Source organism: Variovorax sp. LjRoot84 (assembly GCF_964254305.1).
GTDB lineage: Bacteria > Pseudomonadota > Gammaproteobacteria > Burkholderiales > Burkholderiaceae_C > Variovorax.
This window is the reverse complement of the sequence record NZ_CAXUTE020000001.1, coordinates 362,813-378,786: the sequence shown is the minus strand read 5'-3', so window position 1 is coordinate 378,786 and position 15,974 is coordinate 362,813. Positions and strand designations below refer to the sequence as shown.

Sequence of the window (15,974 nt, the reverse complement as noted above, 5' to 3'; positions counted from 1 at the left end):
TCGGCGCCTTTTCTTTGGGCCCCCGTCACTGGACCAGCTTGCCGCCGGCGCCGAACATCGCGAAATCCACGTAGCGCGATGCGGTCTGGCCTCTTGCACTGAAGTCGAGCGTGTAGCCGCCGACGTCGATCGCCTTCGCTGAGGCCAGCGCGGCGCCCACACCGGCCGCGTTGAGGGTGCTGGCGCTCTCCATCACCTTGACCAGCGCCTTGGCGGCGATGAAGCCTTCCATCGAGCGCGCCGAAATGTCCGGATCCTTCGATGCCTGGCGCAGCTGCAGGTACTCGCGCACCACGGCACGGTCGCCCTGCTGCGGCAGAACGACCGAGAAGGCGTAGCCGCGCGCACGCTGCGGCCCGAGCGCCTTGAGCAGCGCGTCGGTGTCGATGATCGACATGCCGTAGAGCATGCTGCCGGCACCGCCGGCGGCCGCATACTGCTTGACGAACTCGATCCCTGCGGCCGTGGTCGCGCCTAGAAAGACGACCTGCACCTTGGCCTTGGCGATCTCGGCCACGGCCTTCTCCACGGCCACCGTGTTGCGCGGGTAGCCGGCGCGCACCACGAGCTGGATGCCGTGGGCCTTGGCAGCCGCTTCGGCGCCGGCCAGCACATCCTGACCCAAGCCGTCGTCCTGGTAGAGCAGACCCACGCGTTGCACGCCGACGGTGGCCAGCTGGCTGAACAGCCGCGCGACCTCGTCGTGGTAGCTGGCCTTGACCACATAAATGCCCGGCGCCTGCGCCACGCTGCTCGCGCCCGAGACGGCGCCGATCATCGCGACCCCCTTTTGCGCCAGCACGCCGTCCTTGGCGATGGCCTCGAGGTTGGTCGTGCCCACCGTTCCCATCAAGGCCACCGGCAATTCGGCCGCGATGATCTCCCGGGTCAGGCGCACGCTTTCCTCCGCTTTTTGCGCGTCGTCGCGCGTCACGAGCTTGATCGGCCGGCCACGCACCCCGCCCTTGGCGTTGACGGCGTCGAAATACAGCTTGGCGCCAGCATGGATGGCTCGGCCGGTGACCGCCTGCGGACCGGTGAATGACGCAACCTGGCCGATGACGATGGGCTCACCAGGGGCAGCAGCACTCCAGTGAGCGCTCGCCAACAAAAGTACAGCCGTGCAGGCATTGCGCCAACGCGCGAAACGGCGCCCGCCCTGATTCCCGATGCTCATGAGACCTTTCCGGCGTAGCCGCCGATACCGTTTTGGTAACGATTGTTTACAAAAGGCCAGAGCGTACAGGAGGGGCGAATCACCCTCGAAGACCTAGGGTTAACCCTCGAATCGATCGGAGCCGTCAGGGGGCCGTCGCGGCAGCCGGACCGGAGACGATGGGCCAGGCCATCTCGCTCGCCACGCGCGGCTTGCCCATCGGTGGGCCGGCCTTGCCGGCCTGCACCGCGACCAGGTCCTGCTCGTTGGGATACTGGTCGGCCAGCCAGTAGTCGAACACGCGGCGCACCATCGGGGCCGCTGCCGCCGCACCGAAGCCGGCGTTCTCGACGATGATCGCGACCGCGATCCTGGGCGCCTCCGCCGGCGCGTAGGCGGCGAACAGCGAGTGGTCACGCTGGTGCTCCTCGAGCGCCTTGGCGTTGTACTTCACGTTCTGGCCCATGCTCACGGCCTGCGCCGTGCCGGTCTTGCCGGCCGAGCTGTAGGGCGCCCCGGCGAACACGCGCGTACCGGTGCCGCCCTTGTTCACCGCGACCAGCGCGTTGCGCACGATCTCCACGTTCTTCGGCGCGTAGCCCAGGTCCACGCCCGGCGGCTGCGGCATCGGGACGGTCTCGCCGCTCACCGTGTTCTTGATGCCGAGCACCAGGTGCGGCTGGTGCTTGATGCCGCCGTTGGCCAGCGTGGCTTCGGCCGCCGCGAGCTGCAGCATCGTGAAGTTGTTGTAGCCCTGGCCGATGCCGAGCGAGACGGTTTCGCCGGGGTACCACTTCTTCATCTCGGGACGCTTGTAGGCGTCGCGCTTCCAGGTCGTGCTGGGCAAGAGGCCGCGCACTTCGCCCTGGACGTCGATGCCGGTGATCTGGCCGAAGCCCAGCGGCTTCATGAAGTCGTGGATGGCGTCCACGCCCATGTCGACCGCGAGCGAATAGAAGTAGGTGTTGCTCGAGAACTGGATGGCGCGGTGCATGTCCATCCCGCCCAGGCCGCCCTCGTGGCTCTTGAAGGTGTGGCCGCCGAAGGTGTAGAAGCCCGGGTCGTTGATCACCACGCTCGGCGCGCGCTTGCCGAGCTGCAGCGCGGCCATCGCCATGAAGGGCTTGTAGGTCGAGCCCGGCGGGTAGGTGCCGCGCAGCGCGCGGTTCAGAAGCGGCTTGTCCAGCGACTCGTTGAGCGCCTGCCAGCTTTCGTTGTCGATGCCCTCGACGAACAGGTTCGGATCGAAGGTGGGCTTGCTCACGAAGGCCAGCACCTCGCCGCTGTTGGGATCGATCGCCACCAGCGCGCCGCGGCGCTCGCCGAACATGTCTTCCACCAGCTTCTGCAGCTTGATATCCAGGGAGAGCTTCACCGTGTTGCCGGGCGTCGCCGGGTGGCTCGAGAGCCGGCGCACCGCGCGGCCGCCGGCCGAGGTTTCCATCTGCTCGACGCCGGTGTGGCCGTGCAGCGTCTTCTCGTAGCTCTGCTCGATGCCCAGCTTGCCGATGTAGTCGGTGCCCTTGTAGTTGGCCTGGTCTTCCTCGCTCCAGTCCTCCATCGCGGTCTTCTCGCGCTGGTTGATGCGGCCGATGTAGCCCAGCACATGGGAGGCGAGTTCGCCGTTGGGGTAGTTGCGGAACAGCCGGGCCTTGATTTCGACACCCGGGAAGCGGTAGCGCTGCGCCGCGAAGCGCGCGACCTCCTCGTCGCTCAGGCGCGTGCGGATCGGGATCGAATCGAAGCTGCGCGAGTCCTCGCGCAGGCGCTTGAAGCGGCGGCGGTCGCGCTGCGAGACTTCCACCACCTCGCCGAGGCTGTCGATGGTGCCTTCCAGGCTGCCGACCTTCGAGGGCGTGATCTCGAGGGTGTAGGCCGAGTAGTTGGAGGCCAGCACGATGCCGTTGCGGTCGAGGATCAGGCCGCGGTTCGGCACCACCGGCACGACGGCCGTGCGGTTGCTCTCGGCCTGCTCCGCGAGATCGTCGTGGCGCACCACCTGCAGGAAGAACAGGCGCGTGCACAGGAGGCTGAAGGCGGTGAGCACCACGAGGCCGATCACGATCACCCGGCGCTTGAAGCGCGCGAGGTCGGCGGCGACGTTGCGGAGTTCGGTCATGGCGCGCGGAGCCTACGCTCGCCGGAGCTGCAGGACAAGCCGGATCAGCATGTCTTCACAGGGGGCGGTTGGCATCGGGCTCGGGCGTGCGGCGCTGCGGCGCAAGGAGCGCCAGGCTCACCAGCGGCCACAGGGCGGTCTCGATGGCCGGCGAGATCAGGATCGTCCAGCCCGGGAAGATGCCGCCGCCGATCATCCGGATCGCGACTTCGATCAGGTGCGAGAGCGCGAACAGCGGCAGCACCTGCAGGGCCTGCGAGACCACCGGGTACCAGAGCAGGCGCCGGTGGATCATGATCGCGAAGAAACCGAGCGTGGTGTAGGACAGCGCATGCTGGCCCAGCATGGCCGTCTGATGCACGTCCATCAGGAGACCGAACATGAAGGCCGCGCCGATGCCGATGCGCGCGGGCTGGTGCACGCTCCAGAACACGATCACCAGCGCCAGCAGGTCGGGCGTCCAGGCGGCGCGACCGATCGGAATCATGTTGACGAGCAGGGCCGCAATGAGGCTCGCCCACATGAAGAGGGGACTGACGGGCAGCAGGAGCTGCTGCTGGCCGGGACGCATGATCATCGGGTTCGGCCCTCCTTCTTGTCAGGCTTGGCGGCGGACTTGTCGCCCTTCTTCTTGCCCGCCGCGGCATCCGCCGGTGCGGCCGGCACCGGCTTCGGCGCCTGCACGCCCGTGGGCGCCAGCACCAGCACGTAGCGCGCGGCCGTCACATGGGCCAGCGGCACGCAGTGGATGCGCGCGAAAGCGGTGTCGGCGCGGCGCTCGATGCGGTCGATCTTGGCGACCGGCAGGCCCGGCGGGTAGACGCCGTCGACGCCGCTGGTGGTGAGCAGGTCGCCTTCCTGCAGGTCGGCATTGGCCGCCATGAAGCGCAGTTCGAGCCCGCCGCCGTGGGCGCTGGCATCGCCGAAGGCCACGCTGCGCGCGCCGGTGCGCACGTTCTGCACGGGAATCGACAGGTCGCGGTCGATCACCAGCGTGATCTCGCTGCTGAAAGGCTGGACCTGCGTGACCTGCCCGACCACGCCGTGCTCGTCGATCACCGGCGAGCCGGCCGCGATGCCGTTGGTGAGCCCCTGGTCGATGACCAGCTTGCGGGTGTAGGGATCGGCGGCGTCGTAGAGCACCTCGGCCGCGCGGCCCGGCGTCTGCGTGGCCTGGCGCAGTTCGAGCAGGGAGCGCAGCCGCGCGTTCTCCTGCGCCAGGGTGTCGGCCTGGCTCGCGCGTTCGGACTGCAGCGCGAGCGCCTTGCGGGCCTGCGCCTCCTTGCTTTGCGCGGTCTGCAGGTCTTCCAGGTAGCGGCCGCCGCCCATCGCGAGCTGCACCGGCTTGAGCGCCAGCCACTGGATGGGATAGAGCACCGCGCCGATGCCCGCGCGCAGCGGCTGCACGATGTTGAAGCGCGCGTCGGCCACCATCAGGAACAGCGCGAGCGCGCTGAAGAAGATCAGCTTGCTGAGCGCCGAAGGCCCCTGGTTGAACAGGGGTGGCGCGGTGCGATCCAGCGTGCCCAGGGGCATGGTGTGAGCTGCGCGTTAGATGGAAAAAAGCCGGCCGATGCTGACACGGGCCGGCCAAATGTGCAAAGTGTGCATCACTCGCTGGTGAAGATGCTTCCCAACCTGTCCATGCGCTCCAGGGCGATGCCGCAGCCGCGCACCACGCAGGTCAGAGGGTCTTCGGCCACCAGCACCGGCAGGCCGGTTTCCTCGGCCAGCAGGCGGTCGAGGTCGCGCAGCAGCGCGCCGCCGCCGGTCAGCATCATGCCGCGCTCGGCGATGTCGGCGCCCAGCTCGGGCGGGGTCTGCTCCAGCGCGTTCTTGACCGCCGAAACGATGTTGTTGAGCGGATCGGTCAGCGCCTCCAGCACTTCGTTGCTGCTGATGGTGAAGCTGCGCGGCACGCCTTCGCTGAGGTTGCGGCCCTTGACTTCCATTTCCTTGACTTCGGAACCGGGGAAGGCCGAGCCGATGCTCTTCTTGATGACTTCGGCCGTCGGCTCGCCGATCAGCATGCCGTAGTTGCGCCGGATGTAGTTGATGATGGCCTCGTCGAAGCGGTCGCCGCCGACGCGCACGCTGCCCTTGTAGACCATGCCGCCGAGCGAGATCACGCCGACCTCGGTGGTACCGCCGCCGATGTCGACCACCATCGAGCCGCTGGCTTCGGACACCGGCAGACCGGCGCCGATCGCGGCGGCCATGGGTTCCTCGATCAGGTAGACCGAGGTGGCGCCGGCGGCTTCGGCGGCGTCCTTGATGGCGCGGCGCTCGACCTGGGTCGAGCCGCAGGGCACGCAGATGATGATGCGCGGGCTGGGCGTGAGCAGCGAGCGCGGGTGCACCATCTTGATGAACTGCTTGATCATCTGCTCGGTGATCACGAAGTCGGCGATCACGCCGTCCTTCATCGGGCGGATGGCCTCGATGTTGCCGGGCACCTTGCCGAGCATGGCCTTGGCTTCGCGGCCCACGGCCTGGATCACCTTCTTGCCGTGCGGGCCGCCTTCGTGGCGGATGGCCACGACCGAGGGCTCATCGAGCACGATGCCCTTGTTGCGCGCAAAGATCAGGGTGTTCGCGGTGCCGAGGTCGATCGCGAGGTCGGTAGAAAAGTACCGACGAAAAGCTCCAAACATTGTGGAATCCTCTGGAGCACGGCATGCGCGTCGGCATGTCGTCGCCCTCTTGCTGGGTCGTTTTTTGACGGGGTGGTTGGATCGTTTTTGCAGCAAATGCCGTCGCGTTCGCGGGGGTTGCGGCAAAGGCGGGATAATACCCGAATCCCCTCTGTATCCCAGCGCTGGCGCACCCTTCCGACGTGTGGCGGCCTTCTTTTTTCGATGTCACTCACTTCCTCCGATATTGCGCGCATCGCATCGCTCGCCAGGCTGGAGCTTGCCCCCGACGAGAGCGAGCGCATGCTGGGCCAGATCAACGGCTTCTTCGAACTGGTGGAGCGGATGCGCGCGGTCGACACCGCCGGCCTGGAGCCGCTGGCCCACCCCGTGGCCGCCTTCGAGGATGTGACGCTCCGGCTGGCCGAGGACGTGGCGAGCGAACCGAACCGGCGCGAGGCCAACCAGCGCAGCGCGCCGGCGGTCGAGAACGGCCTGTTCCTGGTGCCGAAGGTGATCGAATGAGCGCCGCCGACCTGCACCAGATGGGGGTGGCCGAATTGGCCGCGGCCCTGCGCGAGCGCAAGGTGTCGGCGGTCGAGGCCGCCGAACACCACTTGGCGCGCATCAAGCAGCACCAGGATCTTGGCAGCTTCGTCGCCCTCGACGAGGACGTGACGCTGGCCCAGGCCCGCGCCGCCGACGCCCTGCTCGCCGCCGGCAAGGCCCCGGCCCTGGCCGGCGTGCCGATCGCGCACAAGGACATCTTCGTCACCGCCGATTTCCCGACCACCGCGGGCTCGCGCATCCTGGCCGGCTACCGCTCGCCCTTCGATGCCACCGTGGTGCGCAAGCTGGCCGAAGCCGGCGCCGTCACGCTCGGCAAGCTGAGCTGCGACGAATTCGCGATGGGTTCGGCCAACGAGAACGTCGCGGTGCCGGCCGTCGGCTTCGACCGCGCGGTGCCTGTGCGCAACCCGTGGGACACGACGCGCATTCCCGGCGGCTCCTCGGGCGGCAGCGCTGCCGCGGTGGCCGCGCGCCTGGCGCCGGCCGCGACCGGCACCGACACCGGCGGCTCGATCCGCCAGCCGGCTTCCTTCTGCGGCGTGACCGGCATCAAGCCGACCTACGGCCGCGCCTCGCGCTACGGCATGGTCGCCTTCGCCTCCAGCCTCGACCAGGCCGGGCCGCTGGCGCGCTCGGCGCAAGACTGCGCGCTGCTGCTGTCGGCCCTGTGCGGACCCGACCCCGAGCGCGATTCGACCTCGCTGGACAAGCCAGCCGAGGATTTTTCGCGCACCCTCACCGATTCGCTCGAAGGCCTGCGCATCGGCGTGCCGAAGGAGTTCCTGGGCGAAGGCGTCGCCCCCGGCGTGCGCGCGGCCATCGACGCCGCGCTGGCGGAATACGAGAAGCTCGGCGCCCGCCGCGTCGAGGTCACGCTGCCGCGCACCGAGCTGTCGATCCCGGTCTACTACATCATTGCGGCGGCCGAAGCGTCGAGCAACCTGAACCGCTTCGACGGCGTCAAGTTCGGCCATCGCGCCAAGAACTACCGCGATCTGGCCGACATGTACGCCAAGACGCGCGAGGAAGGCTTCGGCGACGAGGTCAAGCGCCGCATCATGATCGGCACCTACGTGCTCTCGCATGGCTACTACGACGCCTACTACCTGCAGGCGCAGAAGGTGCGCCGCATGATCGCCGACGATTTCCATCAGGCTTTCGCGCAGTGCGATGTGATCGCCGGCCCGGCCGCGCCCACGGTCGCCTGGAAGCTGGGCGAACACGGCGGCGACCCGGTGGCCGACTACCTGGCCGACATCTTCACGCTGCCGGGCTCGCTCGCCGGCCTGCCCGGCATGAGCCTGCCGGTGGGCTTCGACGGCGGCATGCCGGTCGGCCTGCAATTGATCGGCAACTATTTCGGCGAGGCGAAGCTGCTGAACGCGGCGCACCGTTTCCAGCAGGCGACCGACTGGCACCGCCGCACGCCGGAGGGCTTTTGACATGAACTCCTTCGAACAGATGCAGGAAGGCCGCCCGACCGGCCCGCTGGTGCAAGGCTACGAAGTCATCATCGGCTTCGAGACCCATGCCCAGCTCTCGACCGCGAGCAAGATCTTCAGCCGCGCCTCCACCGCCTTCGGCGCCGAGCCCAACACCCAGGCCTCGGCGGTCGACCTCGCGCTGCCCGGCACGCTGCCGGTGATGAACAAGGGCGCGGTCGAGCGCGCCATCAAGCTCGGGCTCGCGCTCGGCTCGCACATCGCACCGCGCAGCGTGTTCGCGCGCAAGAACTACTTCTATCCCGACCTGCCCAAGGGCTACCAGATCAGCCAGTACGAGATTCCGGTCGTGCAGGGCGGATCGGTGTCGTTTTTTCTCGGCGACGAGAAGAAAACCGTGCGCCTGGTGCGCGCCCACCTCGAAGAAGACGCCGGCAAGTCGCTGCACGAGGACTTCGTCGGCCAGTCGGGCATCGACCTGAACCGCGCCGGTACACCTCTGCTGGAGATCGTGACCGAGCCCGACATGCGCTCCACCGCCGAGGCCGTGGCCTATGCGCGCGAGCTGCACAAGATCGTGACCTGGATCGGCATCTGCGACGGCAACATGCAGGAAGGCAGCTTCCGCTGCGATGCCAATGTCTCGGTGCGCCGGCCCGGCCAGCCGCTGGGCACGCGGCGCGAGATCAAGAACCTGAACAGCTTCAAGTTCATGCAGCAGGCGATCGACTACGAGATCCGCTGGCAGATCGGCGAGATCGAGGACGGCCGCGCGATCCAGCAGGCCACGGTGCTGTTCGATCCCGATACCGGCGAGACACGCGCCATGCGCACCAAGGAAGACGCGGCCGATTACCGCTACTTCCCCGACCCGGACCTGCCGCCGCTGGCGATCGCGGCCGAATGGATCGAGCGCGTGCGCGCCGACATGCCGGAGCTGCCGCGCGCGATGGCCGAGCGCTACGTGCGAGAGCACGGCCTGTCGGACTACGACGCCACGCAGCTCACCCAGAGCCCCGCGCTGGCCCGCTACTTCCAGAGCGCGGTGGCCGCCGGCGCCAACGCCAAGCTGGCGAGCAACTGGATCACCGGCGAGATCGCGCGCCGCCTCAACCTGCAGGACATCGCGATCGGCGAAGCACCGGTGACGGCCGCGCAACTCGCGAAGCTGATCGAGCGCATCAGCGACGGCACGGTGTCGAACAACGCCGCGCGCCAGGTCTTCGATGCGCTCTGGACCGGCGAAGGCGATGACGCAGACCGGATCATCGAGGCCAAGGGCCTGAAGCAGATGAGCGACACCGGCGAGCTCGAGAAGATCATCGACGGCGTGCTGGCCACCAACCAGAAGAACATCGACGAATACCGCGCCGGCAAGGACAAGGCTTTCAACGCGCTGGTCGGCCAGGTCATGAAGGCCAGCCAGGGCAAGGCCAATCCGGCGCAGGTCAATGCGCTGTTGAAGGCGAAGCTGGGCTGAACCAGGAAGCCGATGCCGGGCGGGATCGACGGTCGCCTGCGGCCACGCTACTCATCGAGGAAGCCTGCTCGGTAGAAGCTCCATGCAGTACCGTCGTGCAGGTAGAAGTGGCCGTCCGTGCAGAAGTCTTTGCCCGGGAAGAACTCCCGGTATGCGCGCGGGACCAGGCGCTCCAGTTGCTCGTCGGACAGTTCTTCGAATTGTTCTGGCGTGATGGGCTGGCCTACTTTGAGTCTGGTGGGTTCCATGATTGTGAATTGCGCTCGAAGTGACTTGTGTGATGAGTAGCGTGCGGCACGATCGGCCTGCGCGCCCATACGAACCGTTCGATTTGCGACGCAGTATGGTCCGGCTCCGCATCACTGCGAAAACGCGTGCATTGCAACGCCATGAATCTTGGAAACCGCGCGCGGATGCGCGACTCTTCATTCGCCCTGTTGCCGGACAAATACGGCCTCGACAGCTGTCTCTTCACGATGATGTCGACACACGTCTCCAAGTCGAACGCTGGTAGCAGAAGCGCGGTCAGCGCGTCGGATTCGATGGAACTGCGAAGCGCCGGGTATCGCGTATCGACATCCGCTGGATACGTCATGAAACCAGATGAAAGAGCACACACAGCGGGTGCTGCGAGGGCGCTCTTCGTCTGGAGGTAGGTAGATACGTTCCGCCTGGCATAGCCCGCGTAGCCGTGTGCCTCGATGCAGCGGTGATGTCGCCTTCACATGCCATGAAGCACTGGTCGAGGTCGACAAAGTGCCAGCCCAGCCGCCCTGCCAGGGAGATCCCAACGGACGTCTTCCCGGCGCCCCCGGGGCCAACGAGGTGAACAACAGGTATCACTGCTTGTGCGCGGTGACGAAGGTCAATGCGCAGTCATCGTGCCCGTCCGGTTGCGCACCGGCTCAGCGCGCCGTGGTCGCAGGCGCATTGCCCGCCCACAGCGGCTTGAGGCGCCCGCGCTCCTCGTCGAAGCGCGCGTTGACGCGCCTCTTCTCGTCTTCCTGGTCGCCGATGAAGCGGTTCTGTACCGCGACGCTCTTGCCGTTGTCGTCGAGCTTGCGGCGCAGGGAATCCGGCGCCTTGCTGACATCCTTCTTGTAGAACTCCAGCTCGTCGTCGATCTTCTTGCGCTCCTCGGCCAGCTCGCCCAGGCGCTTTTTGGCGGCGTTGATCACTGCATCGATCTGGACCAGCGCCTCGGCGCGTTCGCGGTCGTGCGCGGTGGCATTGGGATAGCGGATCAGGAGCGCGCGTTCGCGGCGGCGCTCTTCGATCAGACGCGCCGCCTGCAGCTGCGCCTGGCGCTCGCGGTCCTCGCGCTCGGCCAGCTCGCGTGCCGTGTAGGTGGGCTCGATCTTGCGCCGCACGGAGCCGCTCGGGCTCAGTTCGCGTTGTTCGCGATCGCTGCAGTCGGCGATCGGGCGGTCGGAGGTGAGGGTGCGCCCCCGGGCGTCGACGCAGCTGTAGATGCCGGAGCTCGCGGCCGGCGCCGGTTGCGCAGGGACCACACCGGCCCCCGCCAGCAAGAGGGCCAGAGAAGCGATGCGAGTGAGGATGCGCGCCAACGTCAGTCCTTCAAACAGTGGAATCAACCCGCGCCGTAGCGCGCCCTGTATGCCAGCACTCCCTCCCGGTGGGCGCGCAGCTCGTCGTCCGCGCGGCCCGAGAGGTAATGTAACAAGTCGTCAAGCGTCGCGATCGCCACCACCTGCAGCCCGAGCTGGTTGCGGACATATTGCACGGCGCTGTGCGCCACATCGATGCCGTTCTCGGTCGCCTTCTCCTGCCGGTCCAGCGCGATGGCCACCGCGTGCGGGGTGGCGCCGGCGTTCTGGATGGCGGCGATGGACTCGCGCACCGCAGTGCCGGCCGACATCACGTCGTCGACGATCAGCACCCGGCCCTTGAGCGGCGCGCCGACCAGCGTGCCGCCTTCGCCGTGGTCCTTGGCTTCCTTGCGGTTGTAGGCAAAGGGCACGTTGCGGCCGCGCCGGGCGAGTTCGGCAGCCACCGTGGCGCCGAGCGGGATGCCCTTGTAGGCCGGGCCGAAGATCATGTCGAAGTCCAGGCCGCTCGCGATCAGCCGGTCTGCATAGAATCCAGCGAGCCGCGCGAGCTTGGCGCCGTCGTCGAACAGGCCCGCGTTGAAGAAGTAGGGGCTCATGCGGCCGGCCTTGGTCTTGAACTGGCCGAAGCGCAGCACCCCCGATTCGAGCGCGAACTGCACGAAGGCCTGCGCCAGCGCACCGCCCTCTCCCACCTCTGTCACCTCTTCAGCCATCGGGAACGTCCTTGTGTTCAAACTGACCAGCCTCAACCTCAATGGCCTGCGCTCGGCCGCGACCAAAGGCGTCGCCGACTGGGTTGCCGAACTGGCGCCGGATTGTATTTGCATGCAGGAAATCCGCGTCCAGGCCAGCGATATCGAAGGCCGGTTCGAGGCCATGGCCGGTCTCAAGGGCCACTTCCATTTTGCGGAGAGGAAGGGCTACGCCGGCACTGCGGTTTACACCAAGCACGAGCCCAGCGAGGTCGTGGTGGGCTGGGGCGACAAGGAGTTCGATGCCGAAGGCCGCTACCTCGAATTGCGCTTCGATACGCTCAAGCGCAGGTTCTCGGTCATCAGCTGCTACTTTCCGAGCGGCTCCTCGGGGGAGGAGCGGCAGGCGGCGAAGTACCGTTTTCTCAAGGGCTTCTTCCCGCACCTGATCGCGCTCAAGGCCGAGCGCGAGTTCGTCCTCTGCGGCGACATCAACATCGCGCACAAGGAGATCGACCTCAAGAACTGGCGCGGCAACCAGAAGAACAGCGGCTTCCTGCCCGAGGAGCGCGCCTGGATGACGAAGCTGCTCGACGCCGGCGCGGAGGGCGCCGGCCTGGTCGACGTCTACCGCATGCTCAAGCCCGACACCACCGACGAGGCCTACACCTGGTGGAGCAACCGCGGCCAGGCCTATGCCAAGAACGTGGGCTGGCGGCTGGACTACCACCTGGCGACGCCGAAGACCGCCCAGCTCGCGCGCAGCGAGCAGATTTTCAAGACCATCAAGTTCAGCGACCACGCGCCGATCACGGTGGACTACGAGTTCACTCTGTAAAGGCTCTCCCCCAGGCTTCGCGCACTTCGTGTCGCTACGCCACCCCCCTCGCCGGGGGCGATACCAGCGGCCCGGCGAAGCCGGTTCCGCGGTATCCCTGGAAGGAGGCATGCCTATCGGCGTCCGGCGTTCTTTGCCATATAGACCTGGTGCAGCGTAATCTTGCGCGCCTCGGCCTGGCTGGTCTCGATGTGGGCGCGCAGCAGCATCGCGGCCTGGTCGCCGCGGTTGGCGCGGATCGCCTTGAGGATCTTGCCGTGTTCCTCGTAAGTGGCGTCGATGCGCGGCTGCTTGGTGAAGTCGAGCCGGCGAATGATGCGGATGCGGTCGGTCACGTCGCGATGCACGCGCGCCATCTCCGCATTGCCCGCGGCCGCGACCAGCGCACAGTGAAAGGCCTCGTCCCATTGCGCGACCTGCACGCCGTCCGCGCTGCGCTGCGCCACCGGCACCAGCCAGATGTCGGCCAGCGCATCGAGCAGGCTGCGATCCACGCGCCGGTCGGTTTCGCAGAGCCGGTGCGCCGCGGTGGTCTCCAGCACCATGCGCAGGTCGTAGAGCTGTTCGAACTGGTCGAAGTCGAAGGGCAGCACGCGCCAGCCGCTCCTGAACAGCACCTCGACGAAGCCCTCCTGCTGCAGCCTGAAGAGCGCCTGGCGCACCGGCGTGCGCGAGACGCCGAGGCGCTCGCTGATCTCGTTCTCGGTGAAGCGGTCGCCCGGCACCAGGCTGAACTCGGCCACGTCGCGCTTGAGCTGAGCGTAGACCTCGTCGGCGCGGGTGCGGAACGCGGCCGTGCCCTCGGCTGCAGGCTGGGAAGGAAGGGAGCGGGATCGAACGGTGGACACGCAGGGATGTTAGTGGTTGCCGAGCGCACCGAGCAACGCGGTGCTCGGCGCGGTCCAGCCGACGATCGCACCCTGGGCGCGGATCATCTCGATGGCCGCCGTCTTGAAGGCGGGGAAGTAGCTCTCGGTGCAGTCTTCCAGCAGCAGGCAGTCGTAGCCGCGGTCGTTGGCCTCGCGCATGCTGGTCTGCACGCAGACTTCGGTGGTGACGCCCATGAAGATCAGTTTGCGGATGCTGCGCTGCTGCAGCATGGACTGCAGGCCGGTGGCATAGAAGGCGCCCTTGCCGGGCTTGTCGATCACGATCTCGCCATCGATGGGTGCGAGCGCATCGATGATCTGGTTACCGGGTTCGCCGGCGACCAGGATGCGGCCCATGGGGCCCGTGTCGCCGATGCGGAGCACCGGGTTGCCGCGGTTGCGCTTGGCCGGCGGGCAGTCGGCGAGGTCGGGGCGGTGGGCTTCGCGCGTGTGAATGACGAGGCCGCCCTTTTTTCGCCATGCATGGAGGACCGACTGTGTCGCAGGGACGATGGCCTGGAGCAGCGAGACATCGTTGCCCAGGGTCTCGCCGAAGCCGCCGGGTTCGACGAAGTCGCGTTGCATGTCGATGATGACGAGGGCTGTCCTGTCCAGCTCGAACTCGTAGGCGAAGGGGTTGGCGTCTATCTGCATGGACTTGGCTTTACTCCCTCCCCCTCCGGGGGAGGGTTGGGGTGGGGGCGCTGGGCCCTTGTTTGAGCGTTGCGCTTGGTTGGGCACCAGAGCCTGAGGCATTCGCTTCGCTCGGCCGCCTGAAGCGAGCACCGCAGGTTGCCCCGGAGCGAAGCGCAGGGGACACGCACAGTGGGGTCGCCTTTTCTTTGCTTACTTTCTTTTGGCGAAGCAAAAGAAAGTGAGTCGCCCGCCGGGGGCGAGACCCGGCTCCAGGCCCCAGCAAGGAACAGCGACGGTTCAAAGGCCCAAGGGCCCCCGCCCCAACCCTCCCCCAAAGGGGGAGGGAGCAAGAGCAAGACCGCACTCATGCGTGATGCCCCCCACCCATATGCGCTCCCAACACATGCCGCTCCGCAGAAGCCGCGGAGGTTTCGAACACGATCCGTCCTTCGCTCATCACGACGATCCGGTCTGCCAGTTCCAGCAGCTCGTCGAGGTCTTCGCTGATGAGCAGCACGCCGCCGCCCTTCTGCCGCACCTGCACGATGCGGCCGTGGATCTCCCGCACGGCGGCGAAGTCCAGCCCGAACACGGGATTGGCGGCAATCAGCACGTTGATGTCGCCGGCCAGCTCGCGGGCCAGTACGGCGCGCTGCACATTGCCGCCCGAGAGACTGCGGATCGGCGCGCCCTCGCCCTGGGTCTTCACACCGTACTCGGCAATCCACTCGCGCGCCCGGCTGCGCCAGGCCGGAAAATTCAACACGCCGCCGCGCGCCAGCGGCGGCTGGTCGAAGTCGCGCAGCGCCATGTTCTCCGCCACGCTGAGATCGCCGACGCAGGCGTTGCGCAAGGGCTCCTCGGGCAGGCTGCGCAGCTTCAGGCGCCGGTTCTCCTCGCGCCGTGCGGCGTAGGGCTCGCCCATCACGGTCACGCGGCCTGCGAGCCGCGGGCGCTGGCCGACCAGCGCCTCGACCAGCTCGCGCTGGCCGTTGCCCGAGACGCCGGCCACGCCGAGGATCTCGCCCGCGCGCACGGCGAGGCTCAGGTCGTGCACGGCCAGCGTGCCGCGGTCGCCCGGCGCCTGCAGGCCCTCGACCTGCAAGGCGATGGGCGCGTCCGCCGCCGTCTCCTTCATCGCATGCAGCGCCCGGCCGACCGGCGCTGCGGTGTCGCTCTCGTGCGGCGGAGCCTCGCCTTCGCCCATCATCGCGGCGGCCAGCCGGCGAGGGTCGGTGTCGGCCACGCGGCAGTGATGCACAGCTTTCCCGCGCCGCAGCACCGTCACGCTGTCGGCATAGGCCATCACCTCGCGGAACTTGTGCGTGATGATGAGCACGGTGCACAGGCCGCTCTGCGCGAAATCGCGCACATGGCCCAGCACCTCGTCGGCCTCCTGCGGGGTCAGTACCGAGGTCGGCTCGTCGAGGATCAGGAGGCGCGGCTTCAGGTAGAGCTGCTTCAGGAGCTCCAGCTTCTGCTTCTCGCCGGCCGCGAGCTCGGAGGGCCGCCGGTCGAGGTGGAGGCTGAAGGGCGTGGTGGCCAGAAAGGCCTCGAGCTCGGCGCGCTTGCGTTTCCAGTCGATCAAGGCCGGCGTCTTGCCGCCGGCCAGCAACAGGTTCTCGGCCACCGTCATGCCGGGCGCCAGCGTGAAGTGCTGGTAGACCATGCCGATGCCGAGCGCGCGCGCCACCACCGGGTTGGCGATCTCCTGCTCGCGCCCATCGATCAGGATGCTGCCCTCCTCTGCGCGCTGGTAGCCCGCCACGCACTTGACCAGCGTGCTCTTGCCGGCGCCGTTCTCGCCCAGCAGCGCATGCACCGTGCCGGGCTCGACCCGCATCGTGACGCTGTCCATCGCGGTGAAGCTGCCGAAGCGCTTGGTCAGCTGGTAGGTGTCGAGCGCGAGCGCGCCGGTGGCGGCAGGCAGCGCGCCGATGGGTTGAAGTGAGGCATCGGCCATGCTCT

Annotated in this window: 16 protein-coding genes; 4 read left to right on the top strand and 12 right to left on the bottom strand. The window is 67.6% G+C overall.

What is annotated here, in order from left to right:
- Positions 1-25: 25 nt before the first annotated feature.
- The 5 genes from ACSQ9I_RS01950 to ACSQ9I_RS01930 all read right to left on the bottom strand — a co-directional run bounded on the left by ACSQ9I_RS01950 (position 26) and on the right by ACSQ9I_RS01930 (position 5,929).
- Positions 26-1,177 carry an ABC transporter substrate-binding protein gene (locus ACSQ9I_RS01950; protein ID WP_436312096.1) on the bottom strand — a complete coding sequence of 384 codons (1,152 nt, stop codon included), beginning with the start codon at positions 1,175-1,177 and terminating at the stop codon, positions 26-28.
- A gap of 124 nt (positions 1,178-1,301) precedes the next feature.
- The gene (gene mrdA / locus ACSQ9I_RS01945; protein ID WP_436312095.1) at positions 1,302-3,275 is read right to left on the bottom strand and encodes a penicillin-binding protein 2; all 1,974 of its coding nucleotides are present in this window, start codon (positions 3,273-3,275) and stop codon (positions 1,302-1,304) included.
- 55 nt (positions 3,276-3,330) lie between these two features.
- Positions 3,331-3,852 carry a rod shape-determining protein MreD gene (mreD, locus tag ACSQ9I_RS01940; RefSeq protein ID WP_093104235.1) on the bottom strand — a complete coding sequence of 174 codons (522 nt, stop codon included), beginning with the start codon at positions 3,850-3,852 and terminating at the stop codon, positions 3,331-3,333.
- Complete coding sequence (mreC, locus tag ACSQ9I_RS01935) at positions 3,849-4,811, bottom strand: rod shape-determining protein MreC (RefSeq protein WP_436308407.1); 963 nt, start codon at positions 4,809-4,811, stop codon at positions 3,849-3,851. The genes mreD and mreC overlap by 4 nt, the downstream gene beginning before the upstream one ends.
- Positions 4,812-4,885: 74 nt before the next feature.
- A complete protein-coding gene (locus ACSQ9I_RS01930; protein ID WP_028249609.1) occupies positions 4,886-5,929 on the bottom strand; it encodes a rod shape-determining protein in 1,044 nt (347 codons plus the stop codon).
- Between the two features lie 204 nt (positions 5,930-6,133).
- Here ACSQ9I_RS01930 and gatC point away from each other — a divergent pair, with 204 nt between their 5' ends.
- The 3 genes from gatC to gatB are packed head-to-tail and all read left to right on the top strand — an operon-like array spanning position 6,134 to position 9,400.
- Entirely contained in the window at positions 6,134-6,433 is a 300-nt protein-coding gene (gene gatC, locus ACSQ9I_RS01925; protein WP_093104238.1) for an Asp-tRNA(Asn)/Glu-tRNA(Gln) amidotransferase subunit GatC, read from the top strand.
- On the top strand, positions 6,430-7,920 hold the full coding sequence (gene gatA / locus ACSQ9I_RS01920) for an Asp-tRNA(Asn)/Glu-tRNA(Gln) amidotransferase subunit GatA (protein ID WP_436312094.1): 1,491 nt from the start codon (positions 6,430-6,432) through the stop codon (positions 7,918-7,920). Before gatC ends, gatA begins: the two co-directional genes overlap by 4 nt.
- Before the next feature lies 1 nt (position 7,921).
- Positions 7,922-9,400 carry an Asp-tRNA(Asn)/Glu-tRNA(Gln) amidotransferase subunit GatB gene (gene gatB, locus ACSQ9I_RS01915; RefSeq protein ID WP_436292387.1) on the top strand — a complete coding sequence of 493 codons (1,479 nt, stop codon included), beginning with the start codon at positions 7,922-7,924 and terminating at the stop codon, positions 9,398-9,400.
- Positions 9,401-9,447: 47 nt separating this feature from the next.
- On the opposite strand, the gene ACSQ9I_RS01910 is transcribed toward gatB, so the two are convergent.
- From ACSQ9I_RS01910 to pyrE, 4 genes are all read right to left on the bottom strand, one after another.
- Entirely contained in the window at positions 9,448-9,648 is a 201-nt protein-coding gene (locus ACSQ9I_RS01910; RefSeq protein WP_093104243.1) for a hypothetical protein, read from the bottom strand.
- Positions 9,649-9,991: 343 nt separating this feature from the next.
- Entirely contained in the window at positions 9,992-10,243 is a 252-nt protein-coding gene (locus ACSQ9I_RS01905; protein ID WP_436312093.1) for a shikimate kinase, read from the bottom strand.
- A gap of 62 nt (positions 10,244-10,305) precedes the next feature.
- Positions 10,306-10,968 (bottom strand): DUF4124 domain-containing protein, encoded by a 663-nt coding sequence (locus tag ACSQ9I_RS01900; protein ID WP_436292385.1) that lies wholly within the window; start codon positions 10,966-10,968, stop codon positions 10,306-10,308.
- A gap of 23 nt (positions 10,969-10,991) precedes the next feature.
- Positions 10,992-11,684 (bottom strand): orotate phosphoribosyltransferase, encoded by a 693-nt coding sequence (gene pyrE / locus ACSQ9I_RS01895; RefSeq protein ID WP_436312092.1) that lies wholly within the window; start codon positions 11,682-11,684, stop codon positions 10,992-10,994.
- Positions 11,685-11,697: 13 nt separating this feature from the next.
- Here pyrE and ACSQ9I_RS01890 point away from each other — a divergent pair, with 13 nt between their 5' ends.
- Entirely contained in the window at positions 11,698-12,501 is an 804-nt protein-coding gene (locus tag ACSQ9I_RS01890) for an exodeoxyribonuclease III (RefSeq protein ID WP_436312091.1), read from the top strand.
- Between the two features lie 113 nt (positions 12,502-12,614).
- Here ACSQ9I_RS01890 and ACSQ9I_RS01885 read toward each other — a convergent pair whose 3' ends face one another.
- The 3 genes from ACSQ9I_RS01885 to ACSQ9I_RS01875 form a co-directional block, all read right to left on the bottom strand.
- Positions 12,615-13,349 carry a GntR family transcriptional regulator gene (locus tag ACSQ9I_RS01885; protein ID WP_093104251.1) on the bottom strand — a complete coding sequence of 245 codons (735 nt, stop codon included), beginning with the start codon at positions 13,347-13,349 and terminating at the stop codon, positions 12,615-12,617.
- A 9-nt stretch (positions 13,350-13,358) separates the two neighbouring features.
- Positions 13,359-14,024 (bottom strand): cysteine hydrolase family protein, encoded by a 666-nt coding sequence (locus ACSQ9I_RS01880; protein WP_436312090.1) that lies wholly within the window; start codon positions 14,022-14,024, stop codon positions 13,359-13,361.
- A gap of 346 nt (positions 14,025-14,370) precedes the next feature.
- Entirely contained in the window at positions 14,371-15,969 is a 1,599-nt protein-coding gene (locus ACSQ9I_RS01875) for an ABC transporter ATP-binding protein (protein WP_436312089.1), read from the bottom strand.
- Positions 15,970-15,974 lie beyond the last annotated feature (5 nt).

Coding starts and splice junctions, on each gene's coding strand:
- ACSQ9I_RS01950 (WP_436312096.1), bottom strand. CDS start 1,177: ATGAGCATCGGGAATCAGGGCGGGCGCCGTTTCGCGCGTTGGCGCAAT.
- mrdA (WP_436312095.1), bottom strand. CDS start 3,275: ATGACCGAACTCCGCAACGTCGCCGCCGACCTCGCGCGCTTCAAGCGC.
- mreD (WP_093104235.1), bottom strand. CDS start 3,852: ATGATCATGCGTCCCGGCCAGCAGCAGCTCCTGCTGCCCGTCAGTCCC.
- mreC (WP_436308407.1), bottom strand. CDS start 4,811: ATGCCCCTGGGCACGCTGGATCGCACCGCGCCACCCCTGTTCAACCAG.
- ACSQ9I_RS01930 (WP_028249609.1), bottom strand. CDS start 5,929: ATGTTTGGAGCTTTTCGTCGGTACTTTTCTACCGACCTCGCGATCGAC.
- gatC (WP_093104238.1), top strand. CDS start 6,134: ATGTCACTCACTTCCTCCGATATTGCGCGCATCGCATCGCTCGCCAGG.
- gatA (WP_436312094.1), top strand. CDS start 6,430: ATGAGCGCCGCCGACCTGCACCAGATGGGGGTGGCCGAATTGGCCGCG.
- gatB (WP_436292387.1), top strand. CDS start 7,922: ATGAACTCCTTCGAACAGATGCAGGAAGGCCGCCCGACCGGCCCGCTG.
- ACSQ9I_RS01910 (WP_093104243.1), bottom strand. CDS start 9,648: ATGGAACCCACCAGACTCAAAGTAGGCCAGCCCATCACGCCAGAACAA.
- pyrE (WP_436312092.1), bottom strand. CDS start 11,684: ATGGCTGAAGAGGTGACAGAGGTGGGAGAGGGCGGTGCGCTGGCGCAG.
- ACSQ9I_RS01880 (WP_436312090.1), bottom strand. CDS start 14,024: ATGCAGATAGACGCCAACCCCTTCGCCTACGAGTTCGAGCTGGACAGG.
- ACSQ9I_RS01875 (WP_436312089.1), bottom strand. CDS start 15,969: ATGGCCGATGCCTCACTTCAACCCATCGGCGCGCTGCCTGCCGCCACC.